Source organism: Aquimarina ulvae (assembly GCF_053613295.3).
Window position 1 is genome coordinate 45,693 of the sequence record NZ_JBSIBP030000004.1, and the last position, 15,990, is coordinate 61,682.

Here is a 15,990-nt window from a genome sequence, read left to right on the forward strand (position 1 = left end):
TATTTTCTAAAATGTTTAGTTTATCGTAATTAATATAAGCTGTCTGTTTAGGAAACTCTGACAAAATATTAGAAATATTAATGGCTGTTTCCAATCTAAGCATCCTTATTTTTAGTTTTTTATCATGATGTTTTACCCATAAGGTCTGTTTTGTGTAATCTTGTTTCTACTTTCTATGGTAACCTTGGTAAAAGGAATTTTATTGTCAATTGCGTATATTATAAAATTGTCTTCCAGACCATTAACAATCCAGGTTTCTATATCAGCATTTTGAGCTATACTTGCTGCTTGTATTTTAGATTGCATTCCGCCAGTTCCGTGTGTTGATATAGAGGTAACAATTTCATTAGTCAGCATTTTTATATCTGCAACTTGATCGATCGTCTTATATGTTCCATTTTCCACAGATTCTTTCGTACAAATACCATTTGTATTGGTAGCAATTGTCAATAAATCTGCCTCCAATAAACAAGCAGTAAGCGCTGCTAGCTTATCGTTGTCACCAAATTGAATTTCATCTGTAGCAACGGTATCATTTTCGTTGATGATAGGAATATAATTATTGGCCACTAGCACATTGATTGTGTTTATAATATTATTTTTGGACTGTTCTCTTTCAAAATCAGAGTAAGACAACAAACATTGTGATGTAAGCAATCCTAAATCTCTAAAACTCTCCTGAAAAATCCGCATTAAATGGGGTTGTCCTATTGATGCTAGTGCCTGTTTTACGTTGATCTCTTTCCCGTTACTTTCTAAATTCACAAATTGCTTAGCAACCGCTATTGCTCCCGAACTAACAATCACGAATTCACAAGTATCCTGTAAGGCAACGATTTGTTTCCCTATATCTTCTATTTTGCCTCTGGATATAAGATTTGTCTCTTTAGTTAAGACATTTGATCCTATCTTTAGAACAATTCTCCTTTTATCTAATCTGTCCATCTCCGTGTATATACCATTTATTTGTTACCAGATGTTGCATCCCTATTGGACCCCTTTGATGTAATTTATCTGTACTTATTGCTAATTCTCCCCCCAATCCTAACTCAAAACCATCTGTAAACCTTGTAGAAGCATTATGATATACTGCAGCGTAATCCACGGATGCCATAAAGATTTCTGCTTCTTGGTGATTTTTGGTAATAATAGCTGCAGAATGTCCGCCGCTGTACGTATTTATTTTATGAATTGCTTCTTGTATATGTTCTACTTCTCCGATTACGATTTTATAATCTAAAAACTCCTCATACCATATTTCATTTTCGGAAATAGCTTGTACTTCTTCGTATTTTGATAAAGTGGTATCACCTAATATTTCGACATTAAAACTCTGGAGGATAACTATAAGGTTTCTTACAAAATCTTCTTTATTAAGAAGATTTTTATCTATTAAAACTTTATCTACGGCATTACAGGCAGAAATTTTATCTGTCTTACCGTTGATAATATTATCCAAAGCCAAAGCCCTGTCTGCCTGATTATGAACATACACAAAGTTATTACCTCTCCCACTTACAATAACCGGACAAATAGCATGCTGTTTTACAAATGCAATTAGTTTTTCCCCACCTCTTGGAACTATTAAATCTACGTTTTGAATTGGCTTTTCTAAAAATGCCTGTGTTTCTGTCCTATTAAAATTCAAGTATTCCACCCAACTTGTTGAAATACTATTATTTGTTAGTGCTTGATGCCAAAGCTTTACTATTTCCAGGTTAGAGTTTAGCGATTCTTTACCTCCTTTTAATAAAATTTTATTTCCTGATTTGAATGCGATCCCGGCTGCCTCTAAAGTAACATCGGGTCTGGATTCATAGATGATCAAAACTGTTCCAAAAGAAGTTGTTTTGTTGTATACTTCCATGCCATTGCCGTGGTTAAATCGAAAACGTTCCACTCCGATCGGATCTTCTTGACTCTCTAACTGCTGGAGCGAAATAATCATTGCTTCAATTTTATTTTCATCTACTTTAAGGCGATCCTGCATTGCCAAATCATCTCCTGTATAGCATTCTAGATCCTTTAGATTTGCTTTTATGATGGCTTCTCTTTGTTGATTTACCAACACTGCCATTTTTTGTAATACCGCGTTTCTTTGAGATATATGTAATATAGCATCCATATTTATATCTTTTCTAACACTAAAACTTTTTGTAATGCCTTTATAAATTGATCTATTTCTGACTTACCTATAGTCAATGGTGGAAGTATTCTTAACAATTTTTTATTCATCGCTCCTCCCGTAAAAATATGCTCATCGTAGATCAGTTTTTTTCGAAGATCACTTACTTCGAAATCAAACTCTAATCCTAACATCAATCCTTTTCCTTTAATTCTCTTAACCTCTGGAAGATGTAGTGCTTCTGCGATAAAATAATCGCCTGTTAGTTTAGCATTATCAATCAAATTTTCGGTTTCTAATATTTCTAACACCGATAAAGCTGCAACACACGAAAGGTGATTTCCTCCAAAAGTGGTCCCCAACATTCCATAACTTGGTTTAATATGTGGGGCTATCATTATTCCTCCTATTGGAAAACCGTTACCCATACCTTTAGCAATGGAAATAATATCGGGCGTAATCCCATGATATTGATGTGCAAAGAATTTTCCAGTTCTACCAAAACCGGCTTGTACTTCATCAAGAATCAGAACTACATGATTTTGTTTACATAATTTTTCCAATCCCTCAAAAAAATCAGTAGTAGCTTCATCTAACCCTCCAACTCCCTGAATAGGTTCAATAATAACGGCACACACATCGCCTTTACTTAATTCAACCTGTACTAAATCCAGATCATTTAAAGGTAAAAAAGTGACGTTTTGCTGTTTGTTTAGTGGCGAATTAATCTTCGCATTATCGGTGGCGGCAACGGCTGCAGAGGTTCTTCCGTGGAAACCATTATAAAATGAAACAACTCTTGATTTTCCTGTATGAAAAGAAGCTAGTTTTAAGGCATTTTCGTTGGCTTCAGCACCAGAGTTACATAAAAAAAGCTGGTAGGTTTTGTATCCTGAAAGTACCCCTAATTTCTCTGCTAATGCTAATTGCAAACTATTGTGAACAGCATTGGAATAAAATCCTATTTTTTCCATTTGTTCTTTTAATCTTTTTACATAATGGGGATGACTGTGACCAACGGATATTACTGCGTGACCTCCGTACAAATCCAAATATTCTATCCCATTTTTATCAATTACGATACTATCATATGCGCTAATAGGTTCTACATCATAGAGCGGATATACGTCAAATAATTTCATGTTTTTCTTTTTAGAATAGAGAATCAAATAAGAAGAAGAAAGGCAAAAGTTTAAGCGCTATTTTCTTTATTTTAATCTCTTATTTAATTGTATTTATTTTTTCATAAGAAGCCATTACTCCTTTTATCACAGATGAACTCAGCCCTTGATGTTCCATCTCATTCAATCCTTCTATAGTACACCCTTGTGGCGTCGTCACTTTATCAATTTCACGTTCAGGGTGTGTCCCGTTTTCTGCTACCAGCGTAGCTGCACCAATTGCCGTTTGTACTGCGATAATCTGAGCTTCGTGAGGATGAAAACCCATTTGAATTCCTCCTTGGATCATCGCTCTTAGAAATCTTAAAAAGAAAGCAATACCACTTGCTCCAAGAACTGTGGCCGCTTGCATCAATCTTTCCTCAATTACCAAAGTTTCTCCGATTGTATCGAACATTTTTTCAACTGTAGACAATGCTGATTTGACATCTTCATTAGCAGCAATACAAGTCATCGAAAGCTTTTTTGCCGCTCCCGTATTTGGCATGACCCGAACAACTTTATTGTTCGGAACAATCTCATTAATTTCTGCTATCGAGGTTCCGGTAACCGTTGATATTAATATTTGATCACTCGTTACTATATTTTTAATTTCTTGTAAAACTATATCCAATTGCCTTGGCTGTACGCATAGAATAATCCATTTTACATTTTGTATAGATTCTTTAATATCTTGTGAAGTAGCTACGCCCAGTTTTTCTTTTACTTCTTTTAAGTTGTATTTCGATTTATCAACTACAGTGATATTTTGTGCATCAAACAGATCACTTTCGGATAACCCAGATATGATGGATTTTCCTAAGTTGCCTCCTCCTATAATTGTTATTTTATTCATTTCTTATTCAGTTTAGTCTGTAAAAGACTTTTTTTATTTAAATACTAAAACACCTCAACAAGTGCAATATGATATCTACGTTTTTATTAAAAAGCACTTGCTTTTAATTCCAATCCAGTTTTTTCTTCTAAGCCAAACATCAAATTCATATTATGAATTGCTTGACCAGAAGCTCCTTTTATTAAATTATCAATCACTGATGTGATTACTATCATTCCGTTTTTTTTACTAAGGTGCAGAATGCATTTATTTGTATTTACTACTTGCTTCAGATAAATTTGGCAATCGGATACTATCGTAAATTTTGCATCTTTATAATAAGATGTATAGAGTTCTTTAGCCTCTTCTTCTGAACCATCGTATTTCGTATACATCGTAGCATAGATTCCTTTACTGAAATTTCCTCTATTAGGAATAAAGAAAAGGGGAGCTTCAAAATCGTTTTGTATGTATTGTAGACTTTGATTTATTTCATCCAGATGCTGATGTGTAAATACTTTATAGCTAGAAAAATTATTATCCCTCCAGCTAAAATGGGTAGTTCCACCTGGCACTACTCCAGCCCCGGTACTACCTGTAGTTGCATTAATATGTGTGGTATCATTTAATTTTCCATCTGATGCCAGCGGCAATAATCCTAATTGAATGGCAGTTGCAAAACATCCTGGGTTTGCAATGTGTGTAGCAGACTTGATTTTTTCTTTTTGTAATTCAGGTAAACCATATGTAAAATCCATTCCCTGAAAACTTTGATCATTTTCTAACCTGAAGTCATTCCCTAAGTCTATAATTTTCGTAGTATCAGAAAAAGTATTTGCTTCTAAAAATGATCTTGATCTGCCGTGTCCCAGACATAGAAATAAAACATCTACTTGGGGATTAATCGTATCAGTAAATGAAAGATGAATATCACCAAGTAGGTCTACGTGGTGATGACTAATAGAAACTCCTGCATTGGTAGTACTGTAGACAAAATCCAGCTCAACTTGTGGATGATTTACTAATAATCTTAGTAACTCTCCTGCTGTATATCCAGAGCCTCCTATTATTCCTGCTTTAATCATGATTCACTTTGATTTACGTTGTGATATATTTTATTTGCATTACCATAGATTTTGATAAAACCTTTTGCATCATCAGATGTCCAAGAATTATTCATCTCACCATACTGCCCAAAGTCTGATTTCATCATATCAAACTCTGATTCGATTCCTTCTAATACAAAATGATAGGGTTTTAACTTCACCTTTACATCGCCAGTTACTGATTTTTGTGAATCCTGAAGAAATACTTCAATATTTCTCATGACCGGATCCAGATAATTACCTTCGTGCAACAACATACCATACCAGTTTGCTAATTGTTCTTTCCAATATTGTTGCCACTTAGTGAGCACATGTTTTTCTAATAAGTGATGAGCTTTTATGATTATTAATGGTGCGGCTGCTTCAAATCCTACTCTTCCTTTTATACCAATAATAGTATCACCTACATGAATATCCCTGCCAATAGCAAAGGCACTTGCCAATTCTTCTAATTTCTGAATATTTTTAACTGGTACGTCCTTCATACCATCTAAACCTACCAATTCGCCTTTTTTAAAATTTAGCGTGATGGTCTCTTCTTTTTCTTTCTGAAGTTGGCTTGGATATGCATCTTCTGGCAAAGCATTATGAGATGTTAAGGTTTCTTTACCCCCTACACTTGTTCCCCAAATACCTTTGTTAATAGAGTACTGCGCTTTTTCCCAACTATAATCTACTCCGTGTTTCTTAAGAAATTCAACTTCTTCTTGTCGTGACAGTTTTAAGTCTCTAATTGGAGTAATAATTTCAATTTCTGGAGCTAATGTTTGAAAAATAACGTCAAATCTTATCTGATCATTTCCCGCTCCTGTACTTCCGTGAGCTATGTACCTTGCGCCAACTTTTTTGGCATAGTTAATCACTTCTATTGCTTGAAAAATTCTTTCTGCACTCACCGATAAAGGGTAGGTGCTATTCTTTAGCACATTACCAAAAATCAAATATTTAATTGCTTTTTGATAAAAATCATCTAAAATTGTTTTGTTAATATGAGAAGTGCTTCCTAGTTCGTACGCTCTCTTTTCGGTATGTTCTAACTCTTCATCAGAAAACCCACCAGTATTTACCAATATGGTATGAACTTCTAGGTTTTTTTCGTGAATTAGATATTTTACACAGTACGAAGTATCTAATCCTCCACTATATGCTACTACTACTTTTTCCATAACAACAATTGTTTATTCTTTGCAAGCATGGTTTGCTTTATTTTTTTTAATCTTTTTAATACTTTTCTATCGTACCATTTTTCTTTTTTCTTAACACTGTTAACAGGATCATACAACATGCCAGTACAAAGGCACATTTTATGATCTTTAGCAGTAAGAATATCATAATTAGTACAAGTCTTACAACCGGCCCAAAACTTAGGATCATCTGTCAACTCGGAAAAAGTAACCGGTTTATATCCCAGATCAGAATTTATTTTCATGACGGCAAGTCCTGTAGTAATTCCAAAAACCTTAGAATGCGGATATTTCTTTAGAGAATAATTAAAGGTAAATTCCTTAATTTTTTTTGCTAATCCCTGATTTCTATAATCCGGATGTACAATAAGACCTGAATGAGCCACATATTTTTCATGACCCCAAACCTCGATGTAACAGAATCCTGCAAACTTGCCATCCCAAAGAGCAATAATTGCATTTCCATTATTCATTTTAGTTTGAATATACTCTGGTGTACGCTTCGCTATACCAGTTCCTCTAACTTTAGCAGAGTCTGATATAACCTCGCAAATTTCCTCGGCATAACCTAGGTGGTTATTGTTAGCTATGATAATTTCTATTTGTTTCATAAACGAATTACGTTTATCAAAAAGCTTGATACTAAAAGTTTATATGGTGTAATAATTCCTGAGAAGATAGACTTTATGGAATTAAACATATATTTAATTTCTTCATAAAAAAGTTACCATAAATCTAAATCGGAATATTTTTCAGGGGAAGAAGGACGCACCTACTTCAAAATGTTTTTAGACCCCCAAGGGGCGGCGAAAGCGGGGTGCAAAGATATTGATATTGCCTAATGTGTCCAAGGATTGAACATTAACTTCTGTAAGAATAAAATTTGCCGTTTTCATAATAGTAACTCTAAATCGTCGGCCGTAGCCCCTTTCGTTAACTAGATTTTACAATATTACATAAAAATATCTTTAGATAAGAGTAGAAAACCAACATTCTTTTAAAATTATCATTTTAATAAAAAACAAGCTTTGTTTTAAGTATATCTTAAAACAAAATCAAAAAAAATACATTTTATTAATTTTTATGCGCTACGGTTAGGTAAAAAATGATATGCTAAATACCAGACTAGTTAGTGATTTAATGTGCTCAATGTAGCCCTGGCATAGTCTATACCACTAAATAAGAACCAAAAAAAAGATGATTAAAGTATGTATAATTGAATAGGACAAATACTACTTTAATAACACGAAAAGGGTGTAGAATGATTTTTTGATCAAAAAATGAATACTTTTTTGAGCTTTCTTAATATTTTTAACATATAAATTTTGTGAAACTAAAAAAAAACTATACTTTTGGTTAACCAGATTGGTCAACCAGTTGAAATCAAAACCAGTATAATGAGTATGAACACCGAAAAGGAAGCAGCGGTCTTGTCCAATGCCAAAAAGGGCTCTGAAGAAATAATTATTTCTAAAATTAGGGATTTAATTGTTTCTAAGCAACTTGAACCGGGTGATAAACTTCCTGCAGAAAGATTATTAGCAGAAAAACTTGGAGTAAGTCGTAATCAATTACGTCAAGCGATCCAAAAATTAGAATTTTATGGATTAGTAAAAAAATATCCTCAAAGTGGTACTCGCGTATCTAATATAGGTGTGACCGCACTTAATGGAATGATGGCTGATATTTTACAATTACAGGAACCTGATTTTAAATCATTAGTAGAAACTCGATTGATATTAGAGACTAATGCAGTACGTCTCGCAGCTACCAGACGAACAGATGAGCATTTATATCAAATACAAGAAGCGCATATGGCGTATAGTGAAAAAGCTATTAATGGACTACATGCTGTAGAAGAAGATCTAATGTTTCATCTAAAACTATCCGAAGCGAGTGGTAACAGTGTAATTAACTCTCTTATGTTAGTTATTACTCCAGAAATTATCACACATTTTGTAACTAAAAAGGTATGTAATAAAGATGAAAATCATCTATTAATTAAAGAGCACCAAGACATCATTGATGCTATTATTGATAGAGATCCAGATAGAGCCGTCGCTTCACTAGAGGATCACTTTAAAGACTTATATAAATTTTGTTATGACTAAGACTAAGAATAGAGAACAACGAAAATAATTCTAATACTACTTTATTATGTAATATATAAACAAATAAAAAAAGGGACAGCTACCACACTAATCCCTTAATTTTCGAAATTTTACTTACTTAATAAAGTAAAATTAATACTATAATTACTTATAGATAGATTCCCACAAATATATAAAAAATAGATAAACCTTCTTGAGTTTATGATTTTTTAAACTTTTGTTTAACAATAAGTAGTTATGAAACGTTGATTTTGCTTTAGCATCGAAAGTAAACCTGATGGTGATTAAATTGAAGCATTAAAAACAAAAAATAATTACTTATGCATATTAAAAAAATCATAACAGTCGTCCTGATTGTTCTATATCATTGTACAATGCTGGCACAAGATAGCATTACTTTAGAAGGGACAGTTACTTCTCAGGAAGATGGAGTTCCAATTCCTGGAGTTAATGTACTAATATTAAAGTCAGATACTGGAACCACAACTGACTTTGATGGATACTATAAACTTAACGTAAACAGAGGTGATGTCGTTTCATTCTCATTCACAGGAAAGAAAACAATAACCGTTACAATCGACAATCAAACAAGGCTGGATGTCGCTCTAGAAGAAGAGGCTTCACAACTGGAACAAGTTGTAGTAATTGGATATGGAGTTCAGAAAAAATCTAGTCTGACCGCGTCAGTTTCTAAACTGGAAAACAAAAATCTTGATGAATTACCATACTCTAATGTTTCTAATAGCATTAAAGGAAAAATTGCAGGAGTTCAAATCAGAAACACCAGTGGTAATGTTGGTGATGAGCCAGAAATTATTGTACGCGGTATTGGTTCTATTAGTCTTAGTTCTGCCCCTTTAGTCGTGGTAGATGGATTTCCTTTTGATGATGGGCTACAGTTTATCAACCCCAGTACCATAGAATCTATCGAGGTTTTAAAAGATGCTAGTTCGACTGCAATCTACGGATCTAGAGGTGCAAATGGTGTTATCCTTATCACCACAAAAGAAGGAAAAGCCGAAAAAACGTCGTTCGAATTTAAATCCTTATCCGGTTTCAAACAAGCAGCCAGAAGCATTGATATTCTGGATGCTATAGAATTCTCGGACTTGAATAGAAACAGAGATCAATTAGTAGAAAACTTCAATGCCCAACAAGAAAATAGAGAACCTAACATTGTTAATTATGATAATGTTCAAATAGGAAAAAGAACGATCGCCCAAAACATAGGTGGACCAACAAATTGGCAAGAAGAAGCCTTAAGGAACCCTGCAAGAATTGACAATTATCAATTGAATGTTTACGGAGGAAGTAACAAAACCAACTACTTAGTATCAGCAAATTATATATACAACGAAGGACTAAGAAAAGATAATGATTTGGAAAGACTTAATCTGTCTGCCAGACTTAAATCTAGGTTATCAGATAACTTAAGTTTTGACTTAAAAATAAATCCATCATATACACTAACCAGAAGATCATCTATTAATTTTACCGACGTTGGTAGGTATGAAACCTGGATCCCCGTAAGACATAACCAATACACATCGGATTTAACGGGGCAACCCGTAGGAAGTTTTGCTCACGCGTTGCATTTTAGAAATCTTAATTTTGACTACATTGATGCAGCAACTGGACAAGTTCAGAACACTGGAAACTTAGAAAATCTATGGTCTTCTTCTAATTTTAACCCAATCTCAAGACAAGAAGCTAGTAGAAGAAATCGTTTTGAGTACAGATTGTTAGCCAATGGATCGGTAAAATGGAAAATAGCTAAGGGACTTACCCTACAATCCTCTCTAGGTGGATATGTGAGGTATAGAACCGCAGAAGAGTTTTTTGGATCAGATGGCGATCGAGATGGTGAAACTGAAGGGATTTTAGCTGATCAACTTACTGTTAAATACATTAATGAAAACACCTTAAACTACAATAGGGATTTTAATGGTCATGATCTTGGATTACTAGTGGGTATTACGTATGAGAATACCGCAGAACGTCTTAGTAATCTAAGAGTAACTAATTTTGATGATGAAACGATAACAACGCTAAATGCAGGAAGTATTGTAGATTTACCAAATACATTTACCATTAAAGATGAAACGATTTTATCCTCTTATTTAGCAAGAATTAACTATGCTTATAAAGATCGCTATTTAATTTCTCTGGCAGGAAGAGCTGACGGATTTAATAAATTTGGTGAAAATAATAAATATGGAGTTTTTCCATCAGTTTCTATAGGTTGGAATGTTGCAAATGAAAACTTCTGGAGAAATAGTATCGGAAACGCTATAAATAGTCTAAAACTTAGATCAAGCTGGGGTATCAGTGGAGCAGCACCTCCTCTATTCTCTTTCCTTTCTCAAACAATTATAGATTTTAGTAATTATAGTCTTGGCCCTAATGGCAGTTTAATAACTGGTCAAGGAGAGGTGGATCCACTTCAAGGAAATCCAGATATTACCTGGGAAACGAATACAGAATTTAATAATGGTATTGATCTCGGCTTTTTTAATAACACGGTAAACCTTACTGTTGACTATTACTATAAATTATCAGAGAAACTTTTGTTGAGACAGCAAATTTCAAATACTACAGGTTTTGATGAACAATGGAACAATATTGGGAAAGTACAAAACTCTGGTTGGGAATTTGACCTGTCTACAAATCTTGGAAAAGGTAAAGTAAAATGGCAAGGAAATGCGAATATCTCCTTTAATGATAATAAGCTTATCTCTTTTGGTGGTTCCGAAAGAGCCATTAACAATGGAGAACGAACAGATCAGTATATCACTCGTGTAGGAGAGCCATACATTCAGTTTTATGGATATAGAACAAATGGTATTTTCCAGGATGCTGATGATCTTGCAAATAGTCCAAGTGGTATTACGGATGCTGTAGGAGGTCTTAAAAGAGTGGATGTAAATCGCGATGGTATCATTAATGAAGATGATAGAACAGTCATTGGTGATCCATTTCCAGATTTTATCTGGGGATTTACCAATACATTGACGTATGATAACCTAGACCTCAACTTTTCGTTTCAAGGTTCACAAGGTGGTGATGTGGTATGGGGTGAAGCATATTATACTGAGATAGAGCGCTATAGCGCTGTATATGCAGAGAATCAATGGTTTAATGAAAATATTCTGGCAAACAGACCTGGCGTTAGAATTGGAGTGCCTTGGTTAGAAACTGATTATGCTGTGCAGGATGCTTCTTACATTTCATTACGAGAAGTAGTCTTAGGGTATACAATCCCTAACCAGTCTGCCGTTAAAATCGGATTAGAAAAAATGAGGGTATATATTTCCGGACAGAATTTATGGTATAGTACTGCTGATGAATATCTAGGTAATAATCCTGAAGGAAATACGGATAGAGAAAACGTTTTGATTAGAGGGTACCAAAGAGGGGTTACACCCGTACAGCGCCAGCTGACACTTGGATTAGATATCAATTTCTAAAAAGCAATTAATCAAAGTCTATTTCTCACTTTATTAGAGAGAACTAGAAATACAGACTAAAAAAAACATACATAATGAAATATATTTGTAAACTTCAAAACAGATTCATAAATTTTAATATTTATGCATTGTGCTTGGCTTTAATTATAATGTCCTGTGATCTTGAAGAAGATGTAATTTCTTTTAGATCGGATAATAACTTCTATAATAATCAGGAAGAATTAAATAGAGGGTTGGTAGCAACATATTCTAGTTTATATGAGGTTATGGCTGTAGAATGGAATGTTACGGAACTTCGTTCTGATAATACATTTACCAATCCGGACAGATCACCAGAATCAGATGCACCTCGTTTTACATTAGATCGTCTTACTGTAGACACCAATAATTCTATCAATCAGGAATACTACGCGTCCTGCTATAAAACGATTGCCTTGGCCAATAGAATTTTAGAAAACCTGGATGTGGTAGAAAATCAGGATTTAAAAAATCAATACGAAGGAGAAGCTAAGTTTTTGAGAGCTTTGATGCATTTCAACATAACACGGTTGTATGGAAGCACAGTAATTGTTGATCGAGTACTGATCGGCGAAGAAGGTTTTGAACTATCGCGTCGACCGGTGAGCGAAGTATATGATTTTATCATTGCAGATCTCAATGATGCCGTAACACTTTTGCCTGAAGAATATGATAATTCTGAATTCGGAAGAGCAAGCGGGATTGCTGCCAGAACCATATTAGGGAAAGTTCATTTATCTAGCCCTGCCAGAGATCTAGAAGCGGCGATTACTCAGCTAGAATATGTTAGAGACAGAGGGATCAATGATCTTTTGTCTAATTATGATGACCTATTCGAACCTGGCAATGAATTAAATGACGAAGTAATTTTTTCTGTGCGGTACGAACAAGGACTTATCGGTTTGGGATCTCCTTTTCCTAACTTCTTTGCTCCTTTACAAAGTGATGGAAATGTAGTTTTTGGAAATGGTGATGGACTCAATGTACCAACTGAAGATATATCTGAGTTATATGTAGCTGCTGATCAAAGAAAAAATTCATCTATGGCTGATAGTTATATCGCCACCAATGGAACAGAGATCTTTAATAAACATGTAACTAAATACAACTCTGAGTTTAATGCATTAGACGATGGCGATGTAGATTGGCCTGTTACAAGGTTCGCAGATGTGTTGCTCATGTTATCTGAAGCATATGTGGATGCCAGAGGAATTTCTGAAGCCTTAATCGAATTAAACAAAGTAAGAACGCGTGCTGGTCTAGCTGATCTATTAGAATCTGATGTAAACTCTAGCTTTGCTTTTAAATTAGCCTTAGAAAATGAAAGACGTCTTGAGTTTGCTTTCGAAAACCATAGATTCTTTGATCTACTAAGAACTAATAGAGCTTTGACTGTAATAAATGAACACTTTATAACAGAGTTTGCTTATAACAATCCAGATAACCCAGATCTTGACGCCAGTCCCATCTCTGATTTTCAGTTATTGTTACCTATACCTCAAAGAGAAATTGATTTAAACCCTAATCTAGCTCAAAACATCGGGTATTAATGACTATAATGAAACAACATATTATTACCTTAATAGTGTTCATTCAACTTTTTTTCATGGGATGCATCTGCTTTGCCAATGAGATCAAAGTTGCTACCATAGATGAATTTAATAGCGCGGTAAAATCGGTAAAAGCCGGAGATCATATTGTACTAAAAAATGGTATATGGAAAGACGTTAACTTAGTAGCAAAAGGGCAAGGGACATCAGAAAATCCAATTGTGATAGAAGCAGAAGAATCAGGTAAAGTTTTCATTACCGGAGATTCTAGCTTAAAAATTGCGGGAGCTAACCTTGTTATCAAAGGATTATGGTTTAAAAACGGATTCACATCTGATAAATCAGTAATTTCTTTTCGAATCAATTCGAAAGAATTTGCAACAAATTCCAGACTTACAGATTGTGCGATCACATATTACAATCCGGGTTCTAAAACAACAGATTATAAATGGATAAGTGTTTGGGGTAAAAATAACAGAATAGATCACAACTATTTTGCAGGAAAAACTAACTCTGGTACTACTCTAGTTGTATGGCTAAAGGGCAAAGAGCATATAGAAAACAACCATCGAATAGATCATAATTATTTTGGAGAAAGACCTCCCTTAGGTTTTAATGGCGGAGAAACTATTAGAATTGGAACTAGTAAAAATTCATTATTATCCTCTAGAACAATTGTAGAAGATAATGTTTTTGAAAAATGTAATGGAGAGTTAGAAATCATTTCTAACAAATCAGGTAACAACGTATATCGTAACAATCTTTTTTTAGAAAGTGAAGGTGTATTAACGTTAAGACATGGAAACAAATGCCTGATAGAAGGTAATGTATTTATAGGAAATCAAAAACCAAATACTGGTGGTATAAGAATTATAAATGCAGGTCACGTAGTTAGAAATAATTTAATGATGAATCTTACGGGAGATAAGTTTAGAGGGCCAATTGTAATTATGAATGGTGTACCCAATAGTCCTGCTAATAGATATCATCAGGTTAATAATGTAAAAATTCAGAACAATACTGTTATAAATTGTTCTCCAATTCAACTTTGTGCTGGTAGTGATGAAGAAAGATCGCTAACCCCAACAAACACAACCTTTTCTAATAATATCATATACAATGATAAAAATGGTGACATCGTAACAACACACGATAAAATAGATGGATTTAATTTCTATGGAAATATTCTAGATACTCAGAAAAATTTTAATCAAAAAGGTTTTACAAAAATGAAAGTAAATTGGGATACATTCGAAGATATTCTTTACATCCCAACTGAAACAAATGAAGAGTTAATCAAAAACTCAAAACCTGAAGCTAAGTCCCCTAAACTAGACATTACTGGAGCAAAAAGAACTACTTTTATTGCTGGTGCGTATAACTTAGGAAATAATAAATTCCCTAAAGCATTGGTTCTTAGAAGTGGAACTTCTTGGGATTCCAAAACAAAACCACAGAAGCTTGTAGCTACATCAGAGATTATTGAAGTAGAGCCAGGTTTGGGAACGTTACGTAAGGCATTAAAAAAAGCTTCTTTCGGTAGCATTCTAAAATTAAAATCTGGAGAATACTTTCTAGAAAAAGGAATCAAAATCAATACAAGTATTACTATTCAAGGGGATACTAAAGGCAAAAAACCTTTATTAAAAGTAAAAGAAGGCCTAGAAAAAAATCCAACATATTTCTTTAGAGTAGAAGGCGGTAATAGTTTACACTTAAATAATTTAGAAATTTCCGGAAACTTAAAAACACCTATAAAATATGCGGTAGTCTCTCCTGATCACGGTATAACTACCCCATATTCAGTGTTCATTGATAATTGTCATATTCATGGTTTTCAAAATAAGAAAGGTGGAAGTATCTATAAAGGCTATAAAGACACTTTTGCAGATACACTAAGTATCGTAAATTCAAGAATTGAAAATGCATACAGAGGAATTAACCTTTCAGAAGAAAAAGACAATATCGGGAAATATAATGCACAAATAGTGATTATTGACAACACTATTTTCAAAAATATCGATGAATGGGCTGTTAATTATTATCGTGGGGGAACTGACGAATCTACCTTAGGAGGTAATCTTTCTGTACAAAACTCTGTATTTAGTAATGTTGGGAATGTAGAAAAAGGTACCATTCTTAGAACTAAAGGGATTGTAACAGTAGACATTAAAAATTCAGTTTTCGAAAAAAGTTATAAAGTAATTAACCCCGTTAATTTAAATGGAAATAAAAATACAATAAGTAACTGTGTCATTTTTGATTGTGGTACTGTAAAAGTAACAAAAGGAGCATCTGAAAAAGATGTAATATATAAAAACCCTAAATGGGAAGATAAAGAAAAATTCATTCCAAGTGAAAAATCGCCTTTGCGCAAGAAACAACATATTGGACTGAAATGGGATACTAAAAAATAAAATTAACACAATAGAAT

The 15,990-nt window shown here is 33.8% G+C and carries 11 protein-coding genes; 4 read left to right on the plus strand and 7 right to left on the minus strand.

From position 1 onward, the window contains the following. Positions 1–132: 132 nt before the first annotated feature. The 7 genes from proB to ACWGOQ_RS10030 all read right to left on the minus strand — a co-directional run bounded on the left by proB (position 133) and on the right by ACWGOQ_RS10030 (position 7,021). The gene (gene proB / locus ACWGOQ_RS10000) at positions 133–945 is read right to left on the minus strand and encodes a glutamate 5-kinase (protein WP_452058341.1); all 813 of its coding nucleotides are present in this window, start codon (positions 943–945) and stop codon (positions 133–135) included. After that, positions 929–2,125 carry a glutamate-5-semialdehyde dehydrogenase gene (locus ACWGOQ_RS10005; protein WP_452058340.1) on the minus strand — a complete coding sequence of 399 codons (1,197 nt, stop codon included), beginning with the start codon at positions 2,123–2,125 and terminating at the stop codon, positions 929–931. The genes proB and ACWGOQ_RS10005 overlap by 17 nt, the downstream gene beginning before the upstream one ends. A 2-nt stretch (positions 2,126–2,127) precedes the next feature. After that, positions 2,128–3,267 (minus strand): aspartate aminotransferase family protein, encoded by a 1,140-nt coding sequence (locus ACWGOQ_RS10010; protein ID WP_452058339.1) that lies wholly within the window; start codon positions 3,265–3,267, stop codon positions 2,128–2,130. Positions 3,268–3,346: 79 nt separating this feature from the next. After that, positions 3,347–4,141, minus strand: a complete 795-nt coding sequence (proC, locus tag ACWGOQ_RS10015) for a pyrroline-5-carboxylate reductase (RefSeq protein ID WP_452058338.1) — start codon at positions 4,139–4,141, stop codon at positions 3,347–3,349. Between the two features lie 86 nt (positions 4,142–4,227). After that, on the minus strand, positions 4,228–5,205 hold the full coding sequence (gene argC / locus ACWGOQ_RS10020) for an N-acetyl-gamma-glutamyl-phosphate reductase (RefSeq protein ID WP_452058337.1): 978 nt from the start codon (positions 5,203–5,205) through the stop codon (positions 4,228–4,230). Beyond that, positions 5,202–6,392: an argininosuccinate synthase gene (locus ACWGOQ_RS10025; protein WP_452058336.1), complete on the minus strand. Its 1,191-nt coding sequence runs from the start codon at positions 6,390–6,392 to the stop codon at positions 5,202–5,204. Before ACWGOQ_RS10025 ends, argC begins: the two co-directional genes overlap by 4 nt. Then, complete coding sequence (locus ACWGOQ_RS10030) at positions 6,380–7,021, minus strand: GNAT family N-acetyltransferase (protein WP_452058335.1); 642 nt, start codon at positions 7,019–7,021, stop codon at positions 6,380–6,382. Before ACWGOQ_RS10030 ends, ACWGOQ_RS10025 begins: the two co-directional genes overlap by 13 nt. Positions 7,022–7,813: 792 nt before the next feature. Here ACWGOQ_RS10030 and ACWGOQ_RS10035 point away from each other — a divergent pair. The 4 genes from ACWGOQ_RS10035 (at position 7,814) to ACWGOQ_RS10050 (ending at position 15,973) form a co-directional block, all read left to right on the plus strand. Next, complete coding sequence (locus ACWGOQ_RS10035) at positions 7,814–8,521, plus strand: FadR/GntR family transcriptional regulator (protein ID WP_452058334.1); 708 nt, start codon at positions 7,814–7,816, stop codon at positions 8,519–8,521. A gap of 320 nt (positions 8,522–8,841) precedes the next feature. Next, entirely contained in the window at positions 8,842–11,988 is a 3,147-nt protein-coding gene (locus ACWGOQ_RS10040) for a SusC/RagA family TonB-linked outer membrane protein (protein WP_452058333.1), read from the plus strand. Positions 11,989–12,062: 74 nt separating this feature from the next. Continuing rightward, complete coding sequence (locus ACWGOQ_RS10045) at positions 12,063–13,556, plus strand: RagB/SusD family nutrient uptake outer membrane protein (RefSeq protein WP_452058332.1); 1,494 nt, start codon at positions 12,063–12,065, stop codon at positions 13,554–13,556. Between the two features lie 56 nt (positions 13,557–13,612). After that, positions 13,613–15,973 (plus strand): chondroitinase-B domain-containing protein, encoded by a 2,361-nt coding sequence (locus tag ACWGOQ_RS10050; protein WP_452058331.1) that lies wholly within the window; start codon positions 13,613–13,615, stop codon positions 15,971–15,973. Positions 15,974–15,990: the final 17 nt, after the last annotated feature.

What these genes read in the sequence shown, in the direction of transcription:
- proB (WP_452058341.1), bottom strand. Translation starts at nt 945, where the DNA reads ATGGACAGATTAGATAAAAGGAGAATTGTTCTAAAGATAGGATCAAAT.
- ACWGOQ_RS10005 (WP_452058340.1), bottom strand. Translation starts at nt 2,125, where the DNA reads ATGGATGCTATATTACATATATCTCAAAGAAACGCGGTATTACAAAAA.
- ACWGOQ_RS10010 (WP_452058339.1), bottom strand. Translation starts at nt 3,267, where the DNA reads ATGAAATTATTTGACGTATATCCGCTCTATGATGTAGAACCTATTAGC.
- proC (WP_452058338.1), bottom strand. Translation starts at nt 4,141, where the DNA reads ATGAATAAAATAACAATTATAGGAGGAGGCAACTTAGGAAAATCCATC.
- argC (WP_452058337.1), bottom strand. Translation starts at nt 5,205, where the DNA reads ATGATTAAAGCAGGAATAATAGGAGGCTCTGGATATACAGCAGGAGAG.
- ACWGOQ_RS10025 (WP_452058336.1), bottom strand. Translation starts at nt 6,392, where the DNA reads ATGGAAAAAGTAGTAGTAGCATATAGTGGAGGATTAGATACTTCGTAC.
- ACWGOQ_RS10030 (WP_452058335.1), bottom strand. Translation starts at nt 7,021, where the DNA reads ATGAAACAAATAGAAATTATCATAGCTAACAATAACCACCTAGGTTAT.
- ACWGOQ_RS10035 (WP_452058334.1), top strand. Translation starts at nt 7,814, where the DNA reads ATGAACACCGAAAAGGAAGCAGCGGTCTTGTCCAATGCCAAAAAGGGC.
- ACWGOQ_RS10040 (WP_452058333.1), top strand. Translation starts at nt 8,842, where the DNA reads ATGCATATTAAAAAAATCATAACAGTCGTCCTGATTGTTCTATATCAT.
- ACWGOQ_RS10045 (WP_452058332.1), top strand. Translation starts at nt 12,063, where the DNA reads ATGAAATATATTTGTAAACTTCAAAACAGATTCATAAATTTTAATATT.
- ACWGOQ_RS10050 (WP_452058331.1), top strand. Translation starts at nt 13,613, where the DNA reads ATGGGATGCATCTGCTTTGCCAATGAGATCAAAGTTGCTACCATAGAT.